At 63.2% G+C, this 18,384-nt stretch carries 6 protein-coding genes and 1 pseudogene; 2 read left to right on the plus strand and 5 right to left on the minus strand.

Annotated elements, in window-relative coordinates; translation table 11 throughout:
• The first annotated feature begins 98 nt into the window (after positions 1-98).
• Entirely contained in the window at positions 99-293 is a 195-nt protein-coding gene (gene relB / locus A8O26_RS26930; RefSeq protein ID WP_064120669.1) for a type II toxin-antitoxin system RelB family antitoxin, read from the plus strand.
• Positions 294-339: 46 nt separating this feature from the next.
• Complete coding sequence (locus tag A8O26_RS29600) at positions 340-561, plus strand: type II toxin-antitoxin system RelE/ParE family toxin (RefSeq protein ID WP_253757050.1); 222 nt, start codon at positions 340-342, stop codon at positions 559-561.
• A gap of 52 nt (positions 562-613) precedes the next feature.
• Here A8O26_RS29600 and A8O26_RS26935 read toward each other — a convergent pair whose 3' ends face one another.
• The 5 genes and pseudogenes from A8O26_RS26935 to A8O26_RS26955 form a co-directional block, all read right to left on the minus strand.
• Positions 614-13,108, minus strand: a complete 12,495-nt coding sequence (locus A8O26_RS26935; RefSeq protein ID WP_064120670.1) for a filamentous haemagglutinin family protein — start codon at positions 13,106-13,108, stop codon at positions 614-616.
• 222 nt (positions 13,109-13,330) lie between these two features.
• Positions 13,331-14,440 carry a substrate-binding domain-containing protein gene (locus A8O26_RS26940; protein ID WP_064120671.1) on the minus strand — a complete coding sequence of 370 codons (1,110 nt, stop codon included), beginning with the start codon at positions 14,438-14,440 and terminating at the stop codon, positions 13,331-13,333.
• Between the two features lie 471 nt (positions 14,441-14,911).
• Positions 14,912-16,123: a type II secretion system inner membrane protein GspF gene (gspF, locus tag A8O26_RS26945; protein WP_064120672.1), complete on the minus strand. Its 1,212-nt coding sequence runs from the start codon at positions 16,121-16,123 to the stop codon at positions 14,912-14,914.
• Positions 16,123-17,529, minus strand: coding sequence for a type II secretion system ATPase GspE (gspE, locus tag A8O26_RS26950; protein ID WP_064120673.1), 1,407 nt, complete (start codon positions 17,527-17,529; stop codon positions 16,123-16,125). The genes gspF and gspE overlap by 1 nt, the downstream gene beginning before the upstream one ends.
• Positions 17,526-18,384 (minus strand): annotated as a pseudogene (locus A8O26_RS26955) (type II secretion system secretin GspD); the annotation flags it as partial. The pseudogene A8O26_RS26955 and the gene gspE, both read right to left, overlap by 4 nt.

Consider the following 18,384-nt stretch of genomic DNA (forward strand, 5'->3'; position numbering starts at 1 on the left):
CCCATGGTTCCTCAAGGGCTCATGGGGTGCATCGTCAGCCAGTGACGACAACGGGCCGTTCCCCCCTTAGACTGCCGAGATTGATCACGGAGATCACTATGAGCATATTACTTTCCCCGTTTTACTCTGACTTCGAATCCGAAGAAGAGGCCGAGAGCTACGATCGCTGGTTTCGTGCCAAGGTGCAGGCTGCACTGGATGATCCTCGCCCGGGCATTCCCCATGAGGAAGCCATGGTGCGGCTCGACCAATTATTAGAAGAGAAACGCAAGAATCGACGCGCTGCCGCTTGAATGGAGCGATCAGGCTCTGGACGATCTGGCTGACATTATCGATTACATTGAACAATACAATTCCAACGCTTCAGCGGCTCTGCAGCACAAGGTAGGTGCAGCAACGCAAAGGCTTTCATCAATCCCTTATGGTTACAGATCCGGTCGAGTGCCAGGCACCCGGGAAATGGTGGTCAATCCAAACTATCTGCTGGTCTATCGAGTGAACGGGCGCATCAAAATACTGACGTTAGTCCACACCAGACAACAATACCCACGAACCTCATAAATATAAAAAAGGGCGACCAACAGGTCGCCCAAACGTACTGCACGAGAGTCTTTTACAGCGTCAGTTGCCCGCGCTCCTCCTCGGTCAACTGCTGTTTCGCCTGTTCATCCAGCGTCCCGGCGCCCAACACCTGCACCGGGCTGTTCGGGTTGTAGCCCGCCGCAGGTGCGCGGCTGGCGCCATCACGTGAAGGCGCGAGCTGTTCGTTGCCAAAGCTCAACACCTGCACGGTGAACACCGAAGCCTGATTCTGTCGCGAAGCCGCTTGCTGCTGACGCACGACGTCCTCTGCTGCTTGCGTCGCCGACGATGCGGCGGAACTGGCCGAAGTGATCGCGCCGGTATTTACCGCCGACACCACCGGCACACCGGTCGCCTTGCCTTGCACCGAAATGTTGGCGGCATTGACCACCGTCAGCGCGGCGATGTTGACGTTGCCCGAGACACGAATCCCTGCCTCGCCGGCATCGATGGTGCCCAGCGGCGCGATCAGGTCGATGTCGCCCGGCGCCACTTCGGCGATCGGGTTGAGCGTGGCGATACCGGCGCCGGTGCTCGGCACCGATGGCGACAGTGTGACGTTGCCCCAGGTGTCGTAAACCCGTTTCGGCGGGGTGTAGACCACGGTGGTTTTCGAGCCGCGACCGGCGTTGATATCGCCCTCGGCCGACCAGCCGAGAATCGAGCCGCCGAAGGTGGTCATGATCCGGCTCTGGCCGAGCAAAATGCTGCCCTGCGAATAGAGCTGAATGTTGCCCGAGCCCTGAGTGATGATCCCCGCCGTGGACGGCGGTGCCGCGCCTTCGATGCCGAACACCTGACCGCCGCCCGGGGTGAGCATCTGGATGTCGCCGCCGAACAGGGTCTTGACCCCTGCCCCGCCATACATCGTGATATCGCCGTCGTAACGGATCGGATTGCCCGCCACATCAGTGGTTGGAAACAGCGCGGCAATGGCATTGCGACCGCGCAGGTAACTGCCCTGACGGGGGCCGTCGACATCGTTGTATTCCAGGCCACCGGCACGCAACTCGGCGAAATACACCTGCCGCGCGAAAACCGCCTGTGCGCTGCTCGGCAGTGCGGCGTAGAACGCTTGCGCCTGCTCTGCGCTGCCACTGAAGCCGTAGCCCAAGGTCAGCCAGCTCTGCAATTCGTCGAGGTAAGTCTTGACCACTTTGCCCGGTTGCGCGCTGAGAGAGGCATCCGCACTGGCGACGTTCTGCGGGTTCAAGTAGCGCGCGATGAACCGTGAATAATCCGGCCCCTGCGCGCCGACGCCCGCCTGCAAGACCACGCTGGCGCCCGTCCGCTGATCACCAGCCAGCAACGAGCCAAGGCTGGTGATGCTGGCCCGGTCCTCCATGAGGAGGTTGCGCCCGGCATTGACCTCAAGGGTGCCGGGACCGGCGATGTCGAAGCTGCTGTAGAGAATGTCGCGACCGGCCGACACTTTCGATACATCCCTCGGGTCGTTGTGCACGAACAGGTTGCCGGTAGAGTAGATCGTGTCCTTGCTGGTGCCGACGCCATCCTTCGGCGAAATCGTCGGTTGGCCCAGATTGGTGCCAGAGGCGACGATATCGCGACCGGCCATCATCCACACCGGCCCTGCCGCTTCGTACCAGGTGCGCAGCGAATCGCTCGCCCGCAACGATTCGCCACTGCGGATACCGACCAGGTCACCGGTCAACGCGTAGATTCGCGCCGGGCCCATGACATCGCTGAGGCCGGCGTACGAGTTACTGCCGAAAGCGAACAAGGGATAACGCAGGTTCGGTTCAGCCAGCACTCCATCGCTGCCGCTGTTGGAAATAAACGGCGTTTGCGCCGAGTTGCTGGCATAGCCGTTGAGCGCCGGAGCGAACGGCGTGGCAATCGCCAGTGGACTGGCCCCGGACTGGTTGATCGCATAGCCACCGGCATAAATCGAATCACCGGCCAGCAGTTCCAGTTGACCCGACGCCGACGGCGCCAACAACAGCGAATAGGCGGTCGCCGGGGCGGTGTTGCCGACGCTGTAAGCCGCCGACGAACCGGCGTAGATCGAGCCCTGCCCCGCCACTGCGCGCAGAATCGATGGATAGACGAAACGGCTGTCGGTTGGCGAGGTGTTCTGCCCTTTGAGTGGCCCGTTGGTGTCGGTCTCGGCCAATTGGGTACTCGGGGTGAGATTGCCACCGGCCGAGAACAGATCGATGGCCGTGTGCTCGGTCCACAGCGAAAAGCCGCTCAAAATCCCGCCCTGGCTGACGTTCCCCGCCTCGTCAAACAGCGGCGTGGCGTTCTGCAAGCGCACCCGGCCCGGGTCCGCTGCGCCGCCAAGCACCAGATCGCCACGGGTGTTGATGCGCATGCCCGAGTCACCGGGGATCAGTACAAGCCCGCCGGAGGCATTGCTGGTGGTTGCGGTAAACGGATCAAGCGCACGGGTTTCGCGCGCATCATGCAACACGCTGTTGGCGCCATATTGCAGATTGATCCCGCCCACCGCGCTGCCGCTGACTTGTGCCGCGCCGCGCAGGTTGATCAACGCGCCTTGCAGATCGTGCTTGGGCGGCGTGATCCCATCGTTGCCGGCGCGCGCTTGCAGGGACGGATTGAGCGTGCCACCGATACGAATGTCCATGTCGCCGCCACCGGTCAATTGCAGACTGCCGTCGCTGCCGACACGACCGCTGCTGCCCACCGCCACGATCAACCCCTGACTGCGTGGGTTGGTCCGCGCATCCCCCATCGGTTTGAGCATGCCGGCGTCCGCACCGGCGCGCAGGCTGATGTTGCCACCGCCCAAGGTACCGAAACCGGTAAAACCCACCAGGTACGGCGCCGCGTCCATGTCGGCATCCGGCAGCGGCTGAGTGGCATAACTGCCGAAGTTGATCCACCATGCGGTCGGCACGTCACTGCTGCCATCGCCCTGGCGCCACAACCAATTGCCCACCGCGACACCTGGCACCTGCTCACGGTAGCCGCCGCTATTCGCGGCCTTGCGCCCGAGGGTGTCACCGGAGACAGAGCCGCCGGCATTGACCGTCAGATTGCCACCGAACTGCGGATACCAGGCCTGATAGAGACTGTCGGCGCCACCGTCGACCCATTTTTCAACGTCGCCACCGGCACTGCCCAGCACCGAACCGTTATCAGACAGGTGTGCGCGTTTCTGATTGAAGCGCGGATCGACATCGGCCGACTGGGTGCCAGCGGTGTACACACCAAACGGCGAGGCCATGCTCAAGTTACCGGCGGCGATCAAATCCAGATCACCGGTACCGGTGCGCAAGACGCTGAACATCTGGCTGTGAATACTGGCGCTTTTCGCCGGATTGCTTTCGACGCACACCTCGGGATAGCTATCGCACAGCGTCAGGTATTCCTCGGGAATCGGCGCGTAATCCTGAAAGCCGAACTGGTTGCCGGGGGCCCAGGTCCAGCGCGCCATCGGTGCACAGGCACCGGGATCGGTTTCGCAGAGAATCAGGTATTCCTCGGGCACCGGTTCGAAGGCGGGGAAACCATACTGGTTGGTTTCCGACCACACCGCGCGTGGATTGCCTTCGGTGATCTTCGCCCCGTAATGAGTGTCCGCGAGGCGCAAATTGCCTTCGGTGGTGAGCGGTTTCACTGCACGACTATCGGCGGCGGAAAGATCAGCCCCCGCCACCGCGCGGATCGACCATGAAGCACTACCCGACGGCAACATCGGCGCGATTGCCCAGTTGGCACCCTGGCTGGCGCCATTCAAAGCGCGCAACTCGATGAATGCGACACCGTCAGCGAGCACCACATTGGTCATCGACGGAATCAACGACCCGCGCAACAGCGCCAGCGAACTGCTCAACATCAAATGCTTGCTGCTGCCGGTGTCGGCATCGAAGGCGCCCGGCAACGGCACACCTTTGGGCCAGTTCATGGCTTGCAACGCGGTGTTGCGGTTCAAGCGAATACCCGCACCCAAACGGCTGCTGGCGGGCACGGTCACATCGCTGCTCAACAGCGTCCCGGCGGCGTACAGCAGATTACCCGAGGCGTCATGCACCGCCCCCGCCAACACCGTGCCGGCACTGAAGGTATAAGGCGCCGCCAGTTCCACCTGCACCGGCAACAGCGTGCCGCTGACCAGCGTCGTCGCCTGAATCGGCAGGTCGTAATTGAGGGTCACGCCCGACGGGAATTGCGTACCCGGCGCCAACGTTACCCCGGTCCCCGGTACCACCAGATCACCGCCGAACGGCTGTACACCCGGCAACAGCTTCCAGCCAGCATCGTCGACCGTCTCGGGTGGCGGCGCGAAGCCGTCGTTGATGCTGCCGTAGATATCAAGGTTGCCGCCGGCACGGATCACCAGGCTGGCGGATTCACCGGAACCGTAGACGCCATCGACCTTGCGCGTGTGCGGGTTGAGGCTGGCATAGCGGTAACGCGACAGGTCGATATCACCCTCCACCACCAGGTCGCCGTCAGCCGTCTTGCTGGCAATCTCGACACCAGGGCGCAGGTGGAAAGCATCGGCGTAAGCCGCATTGTTCAGGCCGGCCAGTTTGCGTTGCAACAGATCGGCGTTGTTCAGCGCAGCGTCGACGAACGTGCTGTTGTCGCCGTCGATACGGCTGACCAGGGCCTGATCAATCACCTGATAAGGCCGGCCGCTGACCGCAAGGTCGACACCATCACGCGCATCATCATAGCGGCGCACACCATTGAGGCCGATGGAACGCGCACCCTGAATATTCACAGTGCCGCTGGCATCGATGGCGATGTCGCCGGCGCCCAGACGCGGCGCGTTGAGTTCCACGGTGCCGCGCAGCATCTGGTCATGCTGACCGGCGAGGAACCCCGGCACCGCATCAGTACCATGGCGCAAGTCGATGCGCGTGCCGGACGCCAGGGTCAAGACACCGGCCCCGGAATTCAGCTCGACCATGGCCCGGTTCGGCGCGTCGATGATCTTGCCGTAACTGTCGACGCGCAACACCCGACCATGGGCATCGAGCACGCTGTTGCTGGCCAGGGTCAGGCCGTTCTGCGCCGACAGCCGAATGCTGCCGACCCGTTCGCCACTGGCATCGATCAAGCCGTTGACTGTCAGGCTGCCATTGTCCACCGAGACATTGACCTCGCCAGCCTTGAGCCCATCGCCAATCAGCAAATCGCCTTGCTTGAGTTGCAAGCTGCGACTGCCGAACACCTGCCCGGCATTCAGGCGTTGGTTGAGTGCCGCGAACTGCGCGCTGGCATCACCGCCCAACTGCTGAGCGCGAATGTCCACGCCCCCAGCCTTGTACGGCACCAGCGTGCCGCCGGCATCGTAATAGCCGCTGCTGGCGCCGAAAATCTCGCCTTGCAGATCGACGATGCCAGCATCCGCTTCCAAGGCAACGGCGCTGAGGTTGCCGGCCTGATTGTTTTTCGCCGACAGATCAATGCGCGACCCGGCGAACTGGCGGATGTTGCCGTTGTTGCTCAACAACGACACGTCGCCGCCCCAGCTGTACTTGCTTACGTCATTGAACGGCAAGGTGCGTCCGGCCATGTCCAGTTGCGCGCCGCCAGCGAGGGTCAAGTCGTGCTCGGCCTTGGCCGTGAGCTTGCCGCTGGCCAACGCGATGCGGCTGTCGAGCACGATGTCGCGGGCTTGCAGATTCAACTCTGCACCGAGGGCATCGGCCACACCCGCAGCACCGGCACCGCTGAGCGTCAGACGATTGCCGGCCTTGAGCAGATTGACCGACGCTGCCTCACCGGTCAGCAACGGTGTGTGCAAAGTGAGATTGCCGCCAGTGTAGGCGTAACCCTTGAGCGGGTCGTAAGCGCCCTGCTGTTGATACACCGCCAGGCTGCCCTTGTGGTTGGCAGTGATGCGTTCGCTGGCGCTGAGGTTGACGTTGGCAAAACCCAGCGCCAGACGATTGTTCTGATCGAGGCCGTTGGGCTGTGGCATCGGGCCGTAACCCAATTCGATGCGTTGTGCCTGAATATCCAGGGTGCCGCTGCCGGTACCGGCGCCGCCGCTGATCACACTGCCGGGGTCCTGAGTGGCACCGTTCCAGATCAGGTTGGCGGTGCGGATCGTCGCGATATCTTCGGCCGTGCCTGCGCCATAAATCGCCGGGGTGGCGAGGACGAGGTTTTGCAGCTTGCTCTGACCGGTCTGCGCATCGAAGGTATCGAGGGTCACGCTGCCGTATAGATTGAAAGCATCACGCGTGGTCAGGCTCAGTGTCTCAAGAGCCGGCGCGCCGAACTGGCGATCACCGCGCAGCAACCGGTCCAGCACATTCTGGTTCAGGGTCAGGCCGGCCGGTACGCGGTTGCCCGCAGCCGCCAACGCTTCGGCGCTGCCAGCGTTGACCGCGCCCACCGCCAGGGCCAGATGACGCGTGCCGAAACGCACGGCTTCACCCAGTTCGAACTGATTATCCGTGGCGGCGGTGATGCTGCCGTTTGAGTAGAGCAGCGCCGGGCTGGCGCAAACTGCCGTGGCGCAGGTGCCGATCCGAATGCTGCCGGCACCGGTGAAACCGCCGCCCGCCTCCGGCGCCAGCACATTGGTCCAGCCGTTCGAGACCACCACCACACTGGACGCGCCCGGCTGATAGATGTACCCGGCCGTCGAGTCATAAGCGGCGTTGCCACGCCCCAAGGCGTTGATCCCGGCGCCCGCTTCGATGGTGATGCCGCCATTGATCGAGTTGCTGCGCAACAGCACTTCCGGCGCCGACAGCAACGCCCCGTCACGCAAGACGATGCTGGAGGTGTCACCGATGAAACCAATGATGTTGCCCGCGGTGCTGTAGCTGACAGTAGGCATCGCGCCAAGGGTCAAACGTCCGGCGTTAAGGTTGTTGAGCGTTTCGGCGTACAGCGAAATACCGTTGAAGCCCTCGGTCGGTGCCTGCCCGCTGCCGAGAATTTCGAAGCTGCTGCGGGCGTTGCCGCTGCGCACCACGGCCGTGCCGACCAGACCACCGGCCGCGGCACCGAACCGCGCCTGCCCATTGAACTGCAACGCGATGTCCTGCTCGCCACCGTCAATCAGGCGCAGGTCCAGGGTCTTGCCGTCCTGCGGGGCCAGCGCCCGGGGAACCCCGCGCCGCACGGCATCGCTCTGGATGAATTGGCTGAGACTGGTTTCGTTGTATTGCGAGTAACCGCGCAACACCTGCGCCGGGGTCAGGATGACCTGTCGAGCGAGGCTGTCGCGCAGGCCAGTGTTGGCAATCGACATCTGCCCGCTGCCGGTCCACGAACCATTGCGCATCGGCAACACACCCGTGCTGGCGCCCGGCGTGGCCTGACCGTTGACTTCGACCCGGAACGCGCCGGGCAGCAAGGCAAACGTCGACGGCAACAACGTGTAAGTACCGGCCGCCAAGCCCGGCACTCCGGCGCCGAGGGTGATCTGCTGGCCGATCCGTGGATCAACCGCGCCTGCCTCGGCCAGCACCGGCGCGTAAGTGCTCTGGTTGCCCGGCACGATCGCGTACACCGGGTTGCTCGCCAGCCCCGGCAGGCTGAAGCTGCCGTCGATGGCGTTGCGCACCAGCGGATTGAAACGGGCATCGGTGGAACCGCCGCGCCCGGAAATGAAACCGGCGCCACGCAGGTCGCCGCCGCCCGACAAATCGATGACTGCACCGCTCTGCACATCGATGAATTGGGTGCTCATCGACACGCCGGTCGCTTCCCCGGTGACGCCGTTCAACACCACTGACTTGCCGCCGTAGCGGTAGTCGATGCCGTCGGTGGTGCCGCCATACGGCATGACCAGCCCGGCACCGCTGACCGACGTCACGCTGCCCGGCAGCAGACGAACCTCACGGGTGGTGGTCAACAAGTCGTCGCCGAGGACAATCTTGCCCAGCGGTGCACGCAACACGCCGCCCTGTTCGATAGACGCCGCCGAGAACGTCAGCTTGCCGAACGCCGAATAAGGCGCCGCAGCCGGCGCCGCGCCGTGGCCGCTGATGCGCAGGGTATGTTCGGCAACCGACTGCGCGCCCTGATAACCCACACGCACTTCGGCCTGCACATCACTGGCGGGATAAATCTGCGCCGCACGCAGGTTCAAGTCACCCGGTGTCCACAGACGGCTTTTATCCGCGCCATCGGTCGGCGCCAGAAAGCGCAGATCACCGCTGCTGTCGAGACTCACCTCGGCAAACCCACGGCGGCTGTATTCGGCGGCCGGTGCCTTCAGTTGCAGGATCGAACCCTGTGCCCCGAACGACAGACCGTTGCCCAGATCCAGCAAGTTGGCCGACGCCGTGAAGCGGGCGTCCGCGAGTTGGCCGGTCGGGCTGTTCGTCAGGCGTGGGCGCACGCTGCCGACCACGCTGTAATAGCTGCCGACACCGGACAAGCGCAGATATGGCGCGCTCAGATCGACCCGGGCCGTGTCTTTGCCTGACTCGGCCAGAGACAGCGCCCCGGCGTACAGGCTGAGACTTTGCTGCATGTGCAGATTGACGTCACCGTCGAACGACAACAGGCCGTTACTCAACAGGCTCAAGGTGTCGAAGCCACCGGCCATCAGGCTGTCGGCATGCACCCGGGCCTGACCGTAGCGCAAACCGTCGTCACCCTCGCCCGGGCGCAGGTCGGCGGCCAGCGTCTGCCCGGTGGATGTCTGGTCGATAATCAACTCGCGTGGCGTGCGCACGTTGTTGGCCGCCGAATCGGCGTACAACGGCGTCTCCAGCGCCACTTCCAGACGACCACCGGCTGCCCCGACACCGCCCGCTGCCGCACGTAAATCGCCGTCGATAAACAAGCCATTGTAAGAGCCGATGGCGATGCGTCCGCCGTCGGTGGTCACACGCGTCAGTCCCTGCCCGGCGATGTCCAGCAGCGCCTCGGCGCCAGACGCATCGAGCTGCGCGCCCTGGCGCACCACCACGTAGGCATCGGCGGCCGTGGCCGTGGCAAGCTTCGCGTCGATCTCGCCACCGAGGATGATGCTGCCGCCCTTGCCGACCTGCCCGTAGGTGCGACCCAAAGCATCCACTGCGGTGTTCGCGCGCCCCGCCACATCCAGCCGCGCGTATTCACCGATCCAGATCGAACGGTTGTGTGCGTTCGGCTCGGCCAGTTGATCGGAGGTGGCCGGTTTGATCGCACCGAACTGTTGCTGGCGAATATCAATGGTGCCGCCCCAGGCATTGAGTTCACCGTCCACGGTGATCTGCCCGGCGCCGCGCAACTTGATGGTTTGCCCCGGGTCGACGCTGATGCGCGAACCACGGCCGAGGGTCAGGCTGCTGTTGGCCGCATCGATCAGACTGAGCAGGCTGGCCCCGCCTTGCAGCGTCAGGCTGGCACCGGCGCGTTGCGTCAGCGCGCCCTGGGTCGGGTTTTCCTGGAACAACCCCGGCGTCCACAGCTCCAGCGCCGCGTGTGGGTCGGCACCGCTGAGCTGATTCGGCGCGGCGTCGCCAAAACGGTACACCGGCAGACTGACGTCAACGACGCTGCCTTCGGCGACGTCCAGGCCGCTCAAACCGATCAGGTTGTACGCGGAGAAGCCCTTGTTGAACAGATCGGTGGACAGTCGCAGGGTGTTGTCGGCCAACGCTTTGTCGGTCTGGCCGATCAGGATCTTGTTGGCCTGCACGGTCAAGGTGCCGCCGCCGGTGACACCGTAGCCACGCAACTCGCCATCGAGGCGCAGGTGCGATTGACCGGGGGCGGAAATTGCGCTGGATTCCACGGTCAGGTCACCGCCCTTGCCACCGCGGGTCTTGCCGTTGGCGAGGATCGCGCCGCCGGACGACACATCGAGCAGGCTGCCGGCGCCAATATTGATATCGCCGCTGCTGCGGATCGACACCCAGCCACCGTTGAGCGAGGCCAGACTGGCGCCATCGTCGGGCTGGGTGCGCAGGTTGCTCCACACGCCGCGCGTATCGAGATGAACGCCTTCAGCCACGGACACTTGCGTCGGCTTGCCGGTGTTCGCCGTGAGTCGGGTGTCGCTGCTCACGGTGCCGTTGAACTGATTGAGTACGTTGCCCAGACGCAGGCTGCCGCTGCGCGCGGTCAGGTCAGCGTCGACCTGCACATCCGGCGCATACAGGGTGATGTCGCCAGCGGTATCGACGCTGAGCGCGCCAGCGACGACCACCTGATCCCTGGCCGCCACCTTGAGCGCACCGAGACGGAAGCCGTTGAGCTGATCGTTATCGAGAAACAGCTTGCCCTGGCGCGCCGGCGACACGGCGCCGGCGAGGTCCGGATCAGTGCCGGCAAGTGGCCGTTGACCGCCGATCTGCACCTGATCCAGCAACGGGTTGAGCGCATACAACACGCCGCCCGCGGCCGCCACATACGCAGGGTCATAACTGCCGACGATCAATTGCGCGCGGCGCGCCAGCGCGGTCTGACTCTGCGCATAACCATCAAGCACCGGTTTCGGCGCCTGATTCTGACGCTCGCCCTGATACACCTCGCCGAGCATCTGCCCCTCGAGCACGGCGTTGGCCGTGGCAATCACCAGTTGCCCGGCGTCACGCCCGACGGTGTAACCCGACTCGAAACGCGAACGCGGGGCAATCAGCGGATTGTAGAAATAGCGGGTCTGGCCCCAGCGTTCGCTACTGTCCTCGAAACCTTTGTACAGCCCGGTGTAAAGCAGATCACCCGGCGCACGCGACACTTCATACAGCTTGCCGTCGGCACCGCGCAGCCAGCTCTGGCGGATCTCGCCACTCTGCACGTCCATGGTGCCGCCGGACAGATTGATCAACGAGCCCTTCTCGGTGACCACATCGTTACCGGCGAAACTCACCGTGCCGCCCTGCGCCATCCACTCGCCGACGCTGTGCGCCTGGGTGCCGAGATAGCCGCCGACTTCCAGCAATCCGCCGGCCGTGTACCAGCGATCCGTGGCATAGCCGTTGGTGCCGGCCGGCACGTAGACCAGTTCGCGCACATCGACCCAGATGTCATTGCTGTTGAGCGCGCCTTTGTCGCGGTTGACCGACGCGTCGCGCTGCTCGTTGCCTTGCACGTTGATCTTGATGTTGTTGTTTTCCATCGCCACTTTGACGCCGAGGGCACCGGAAACATCGATCATTGCCCCATCGCGCACCAGGCTGCGGCGCTGCGCCGTCACCGCCACTTGGCCACCGGTGGCGAGGGTGATCGAGCCGTTCTGGAACTCGACACTGCCGCCGCTCTGTATCTCGATGCGCGACTGATCGCCGCGAATCCGGTTGTTCGCAGTGACCGCGCTCAAGGCGGCCTGATGCTGGCTGTCGAGCGCCGTCAGGTCGCTGCTGTCGAGCATGATCGCCGTGGCACTGCCTTGCGCCAGGGTGACACTGCCGCCGCTGTCGCTCGCGGGGTTGGACAAGTGAATCGTGCCGCGAGACGCCACCGACGTACTGGCGAGCAATACGCCGTTCTGCACGACTTCATGGCCGGTCAAAGTGATGTCGCCGGTAGATGACTGGATCAAGCCGTTGTTGCTGACCTTGCCGCTGACGTTGCCGGCCTTGAAGCCCGGCGTGACTTCGTTGCCGAACGTGGTCGACAGCGCATTGCCCTCGGTGCCCGCCCCTTTGCGGATATAGAAACGATCACCGGCGCCGAGCACGGTCTGGCCCTTGACGGTACTGATGCTGCCGTCGTTCTGCACTTCGCTGCCGAGCAGCAAGGCATAGCCACCGGCATCGGTCGACGTCGCCGGTTTGTGCGTCGTGATACTCGCACCGCGCTCCACCAACACCTTGCCGGCGGCATCGGTGAAGGTCGGCTGAGTGGCGCTGCTGTCGAAATACAGGCCACGGTCGCGGAACTGGATATCGGTGATGTTGGCGGCCGCGGCCACCAGGTTGCGCACATTGACCTGACTGCTGCCACTGAAGACGATGCCGTTGCGGTTGATCAGCATCACCGTGCCGTCACCCTTGATCTGCCCCTGAATCTGGCTCGCCCGCGCATTCGGATCGTTGACCCGGTTGAGCACCGCCCAGTTCGCCTGCTGGGCAAACTCGACAGTGGTGTTGCGCCCGACGTTGAAGGTCTCCCAGTTGAGGATGGCCTTGTCGGCAGTCTGCTCGATCTTCACGGTAGTCTTGCCGTCAGCCTGGGTTTGCTGCGGGCCTTTGGCATTCTGCCAACCTTGGGTGAGGCTGTTATCGACCTTCAGACCGCCCTCGCCCAGACCGTCCGGGACAAACTGCACCGAGCCCAACGCAGCGGCACGACCGGCCGCCTGCGCCGCCTGCTGCGCGGCAATCGCGGCGACGGTGTTGTTCAGGGTCTGGATCGAGCGCTGCAATTGCTGGTTGGCTTTCTGCTGCTGCGCCAGTGGCGGCGTCATCCCCGGCAAACCGCCAGTGCTCGGCCGTGCGGCAGCGGCTTGCTGCGCGGCCCCCTTGGCAGCGAACCAGTTGGAGCTGAACGCCGTTGCTGCGTGCGCATTGCCCGCCACCAGACACAACGCCACCGCGTGCGCCAGCGGTTTGAGCAACCACAGCGCCGGCTCCACGGCTTCACGTTTGAACGACTGGACGTTGGTACGACGGGATGGGCGAGCGAGCATCACTACGAGATCCTTTTGGGTTGCCACACGTTGGTTGCCACACATGCCGCAGGCGTGCAAAAACCTGCTGTTACGTCATAGGCAGTTGGCGGCGGTCGCGACCGAACGGATGTCACACAAACTTCATGTTGGGGGAGTATTCGCGGCGGACCGTTCTGCGCCATCAAAAAAAATGGCAGCCCCAAGGGGCTGCCATTCGTGTTGCGGTGTGAATCGGGAGCCTTACAAAGGACGACCGATGGTGTTGCAGACGCTGGTGTTGTTGATGTTCAGGTTGTAACCGGTAGCGTTGGAAACGAAGGTCTCATACACCTTGGTTTTCCAGGCCGATGGCACAGTCACGAAACCGTGGTTCTTGACGGCCAGGTCGTTGGTGGTGGTGTTGTAGTGAGTGGTCAGGAACGCCTTCACGTCGTTGGCCACGGCTGCATCCTTGTAGCACTGACCGACGATGAGGTTGGTGTAGGCAGCCAGTTTGTAACCGATGGCCGGGTTAGCCACCACTGGCGACCAGCGAGTCGGGTCAGCGGCCAGAGCAGCGGTCGCCGGTGGAGTCACCGAAGCCAGTGCCAGGGCAACGTTGGCCGAGGTTGGCTGTACGTTGTTGATGCGCGAAACCAGGGCGTTGCTGGTAGCGTCTACGCCATCCGGACCGACATAACCGAGCGAACCGTCAACAGCGGCAACGGTAGGCGCCACGTCAGCGGTGCCAGCGACGCCGACCCAGTTCGACGGCAAGGTCGAACCGGCTGGACGGGCGTTGACGAACGTCGAGTTGGTGGTGAACTTGGTTGGGCAGACAGCGTTCAGGTGACGGGTGAGGATTTCCGAAGTGCCGCTGGAAACGTTGCGATAAACGATGCGGATCGGTGTGGTGTCAGCAGTGCCCAGCAGGCCGCCCCAAGTGGTCACGGTGCCCGAGAAAGCGTCGCACAGTTGCGCGCTGGTCAGGTTCAGAGCGGTCTGACCGGATTTTTTGTAAGGGATGGCAACCGACGTGGCCACCGACGGCAGTTGGATCAGCGGGCCGTACGAAGCACCGAACGCGCTGTTGTAGGTGCTGATGTCCGAAGCGCTGAGTACCGAGTCGCTACCGGCGAAGTGCACAGTGCCGGTGGCGCCGAAGCCAGTGGCAACGTTGGTCAGGAAAGCCGTTTTGCCAGCGCCGCTACCCACAGCCGCGTAGGTGAAGTTGGCTGGCAGGATGCTGTCGGCAGAACCTTTGTACAGAGCGGCAGGCAGAGTTGCACCACCACCGGTAACGGCCATGGCTTGAGCGGAAGCCAGAGCGGCGACGGTCAGGGAAGCTGCGATCAGAGTGCGCTTGAACATGAAGAATCTCCTTTTCAACTAGGTTGTGAACACAGGTTTTCGGGTGACTTGCATGACACTGGGAGGACTCACCGGGGCCCTCGCTAGCGTTGGCCTTGGTTAAGTCGCACTGAGAAATTCGCAGGTTCCGGTGACAGATAAAGGAAAAAACCTCGGGAGCTGCGAGCTGTTTCTGAAGGGATTTTCTCGGGAGTTTGTCGGGTGCAGCGCAGGGTCTGGATCAGGGGTTTGGCGGAATCGGGCTGGAGGCTGTGGCGGGTGGTTGCAGATGACAGAAAGGAGAACCCGAGGATGGTTCTTTTGAGGGTCGGGTGATGCTGAAGCCCTGGAAAAAAATCTGGATTTCTTGTTGCCCGGACAGGCCTCTTCGCGAGCAGGCTCGCTCCCACATTTGAAATGCGTTCCCCCTGTGGGAGCGAGCCTGCTCGCGAAGGGGCCGGCCCAAACAGCATCAATACTTCAGACGCACCACTACTGGACCAGTTGATTGATCTCAATGATCGGCAACAACACCGCCATCACAATCACCAGCACCACCCCGCCCATCACCACAATCATCAGCGGCTCCAGCAGCGCGGTCATGCCCATCGCCCGCCGTTCGATATCACGCGACAGGGTCTGCGCCGCGCGCTCGAGCATGGGCGGCAGCGAACCGGTTTTTTCGCCGCTGGCGATCAAATGAATCAGCACCGGCGGAAACACGTTCTCCACCCGCAACGCCGCCGCCAGGTTCACACCCTCACGCACCTTGGCCGTGGCCTCAGTGACACTCAGGCTCAAGCGGTCGTTGGACAGCGTCTGCCGCGCTGCCTCCAGTGCACGCAACAACGGCACCCCGGCGCCGCCGAGAATCGCCAGCGTCGAGGCAAAACGCGCGGTGTTCAGACCCAGAATGAAGCGCCCGAACAGCGGCAATTTCAGCACCCGATGATGCCAACTCAAACGTGCCGCTGGATTGCGTAGATACAGGCGCCAGCTCCAGAAACTGGCGGCCATGATCACTGCACACAGCCAGCCCCAACTGCGGATAAAATCACTGGCGTTGAGCATCGCCAGGGTTAATCCCGGCAAATCCTGTCGCGCCTGAGAAAACGCGCTGACCACCTGCGGCACCACATAACTGAGCAAGAAAATCACGATGCCGATCGAGACCAATCCAACCACGCCCGGATAGATGAACGCGGTGAGAATCTTGCCGCGCAGGTTGTTGCGTTCTTCGATGTAGTCGGCCAGCCGTTCCATGACCTGCGCCAGATCGCCGGACTCTTCCCCCGCCGCAATCAGCGCGCGATAAATCTCGGGAAAGTCCCGAGGTCGTGCGGCCAGCGATTCAGCCAGACGCATGCCACTGCGCACATCCGCACGCACGGCACTGAGCGTATGGGCGATGTGTTTTTTCTCGGCCTGCTCGACCGTAGCGCTCAGCGCGGCTTCTAATGGCAGGCTCGCGCCGAGCAGACTCGCCAGTTGCCGTGTGGCCCAGGCCAGATCGTTGTCCGAGAGCTTGGCGCTGAACAATCCACCGCCGCCGTGCTGGGCGACGTTGCTTTCCTTATGCACCGACAACGCGGTCAAACCGCGCCCGCGCAAAACGCTGAACGCGGCGCCCTGGCTGTCCGCCTCAAGGTGCCCGGATTCAATCTTGCCGGTCGCATCAGCGGCTTCAAAACGATAGCGATTCATCAGGCGTCCCGTGTCACACGGAGGATTTCTTCAGGCGCGGTGGCGCCGCTGCGGATCCAGCGTTCACCGTCCTCGCGCAGGCTGAACATCCCGGCTTTGGCGGCCGATGCGCGCAAGGCCTGTTCCCCTGCCCCTTGGTGAATCAGCGTGCGGATGTCGTCGTCGATGCAGAATAATTCGTGAATGCCGGTGCGGCCGCTGTAGCCGGTTTGATTGCAGTTTGCGCAACCGACCGGGCGCCAGGTGCCGGGCGCGGTGGGGTCTTCTTCCTTGCATTGATTGCACAGCCGCCTCACCAGTCGCTGCGCCAAAACCCCGAGCATTGACGACGCCAGCAGAAACGGTTCAACGCCCATGTCGATCAAGCGGTTGACCGCCGACACCGCGTCGTTGGTGTGCAGCGTTGCCAACACCAAGTGACCGGTCAGCGACGCCTGCACGGCGATTTGCGCGGTTTCGAGATCGCGGATTTCGCCGATCATGATGATGTCCGGGTCTTGGCGCAGGATCGCCCGCAGCGCCAAGGCAAAAGTCATGTCGATCTTGGCGTTGACCTGAATCTGGCTGATCCCCGGCAGGTCGTATTCCACCGGGTCTTCCACGGTGAGGATGTTGCTGGTGCTTGCATCGAGCCGCGCCAGTGCCGCGTAGAGGCTGGTGGTTTTGCCGCTGCCGGTCGGCCCGGTGACCAGCACGATGCCGTGAGGCTGGCGGATCAGGTGATCGAGTTTGGCCAACACCTGCGCGTCCATGCCCAGCGTTTCCAGATGCAGGCGCCCAGCCTGTTTGTCGAGCAAGCGCATCACCACGCGTTCACCATGCCCGGTTGGCACGGTTGAAACACGAATATCAATCGGCCGCCCGGCCACGCGTAAAGCGATGCGGCCGTCCTGCGGCAGGCGTTTTTCGGCGATGTCGAGCTGCGCCATGATCTTGATCCGCGACACCAACGCACCGTGCAAAGCCTTGCGCGGCGAGACCACGTCACGCAGGGTGCCGTCGACGCGATAGCGCACCACCGAATGGGTTTCGAACGGTTCGATGTGAATGTCGCTGGCCTCATCGCGCGCCGCTTGCGTGAGCAAGGCGTTGATCATGCGAATCACCGGCGCGCCGTCCTGAGTGTCGAGCAGGTCGGTGATTTCCGGCATGTCCTGCATCAGCCGGTCGAGGTCGACTTCGTTTTCCGCCGCGCCAACCACCGCCGCCGCACTGCCGGTATCGGCGTAAGCGCTGGCGAGCAAGCCATCGAGTTCGTCATCGCGCACCCGCTGAATCGTGGTCGCGCCAAACTGACGCCGCGCTTCACTGATCGACCAGCCCGGCGTCGACGGGCACACCGTCAGCACGCCATCGCACAACAAAATCCGCTGCGCCTTGGCCCAGGCGTAAGGCAAGAGACTCACAGACGCGGGCCTCCCTCAATCGGCACGGCTTTGATGGTCGCACGGGGGCCCGAAGCCGGAACCGAACTTGGAACTCCCTGCGCCGCCGTCGGCAACTGCGGCGCCTGCATGTCCGGCATTGCCCAGCTGCGTTCCGGTTGCAAACCACCTTGGGCGCGACGCATGAAGTCGTAGCGATTGAGGGTGATGCTGCGCCCCGCCTCGCTGTCACGGATGATGTACGGGCGCAGAAACACCATCAGGTTGGTCTTGGTGATCGCCCGACGTTCGTTGCGAAACAGCGCGCCGATCCCCGGCAGACTGCCCAGCCATGGCACCGCGTCGTTGCTTTGGCTGTAGCCATCCTGCAGCAACCCGCCGAGCACCATGATCTGCCCGTCATCCAGCAGGATGCTGGTATCGATCGCGCGTTTGTTGGTGACGATCCCCGCCGAATTGGCACTGGCCGAAGCCCGCTCGTCAATGCTGCTGACTTCCTGATAGATATCGAGCTTGACCGTGCCGCCCTCGGAAATCTGCGGGCGCACGTTTAGCTTCAAACCCACCTCTTCACGGGTCACGGTCTGGAACGGGTTATTGCTGGTGCCGCCACCGCCAGTCACGTAACTGCCGCTGACAAACGGAATGGTCTGGCCGACAAAAATGCTCGCCGCTTCGTTGTCCAGGGTTAACAGATTCGGCGTCGACAACACGTTGGTGCCGCCCTTGCTCTTCAACGCCCGGGCCAGCACTTTCAGGTCAAGAATCTTGCCGATGCCGGGGATATCGACGGTGCCGTTGACGTAGCCCAGGTTCAAACCTTGCGGCAGCACGTCGATGCTGGTCTTGCCGTTGGTGTTGATGCCCGAACCACCC

It is taken from the genome of Pseudomonas fluorescens, from assembly GCF_001648775.1.
Classification (GTDB): Bacteria; Pseudomonadota; Gammaproteobacteria; order Pseudomonadales; family Pseudomonadaceae; genus Aquipseudomonas; species Aquipseudomonas fluorescens_M.

What these genes read in the sequence shown, in the direction of transcription:
- relB (WP_064120669.1), top strand. Translation starts at nt 99, where the DNA reads ATGAGCATATTACTTTCCCCGTTTTACTCTGACTTCGAATCCGAAGAA.
- A8O26_RS26935 (WP_064120670.1), bottom strand. Translation starts at nt 13,108, where the DNA reads ATGCTCGCTCGCCCATCCCGTCGTACCAACGTCCAGTCGTTCAAACGT.
- A8O26_RS26940 (WP_064120671.1), bottom strand. Translation starts at nt 14,440, where the DNA reads ATGTTCAAGCGCACTCTGATCGCAGCTTCCCTGACCGTCGCCGCTCTG.
- gspF (WP_064120672.1), bottom strand. Translation starts at nt 16,123, where the DNA reads ATGAATCGCTATCGTTTTGAAGCCGCTGATGCGACCGGCAAGATTGAA.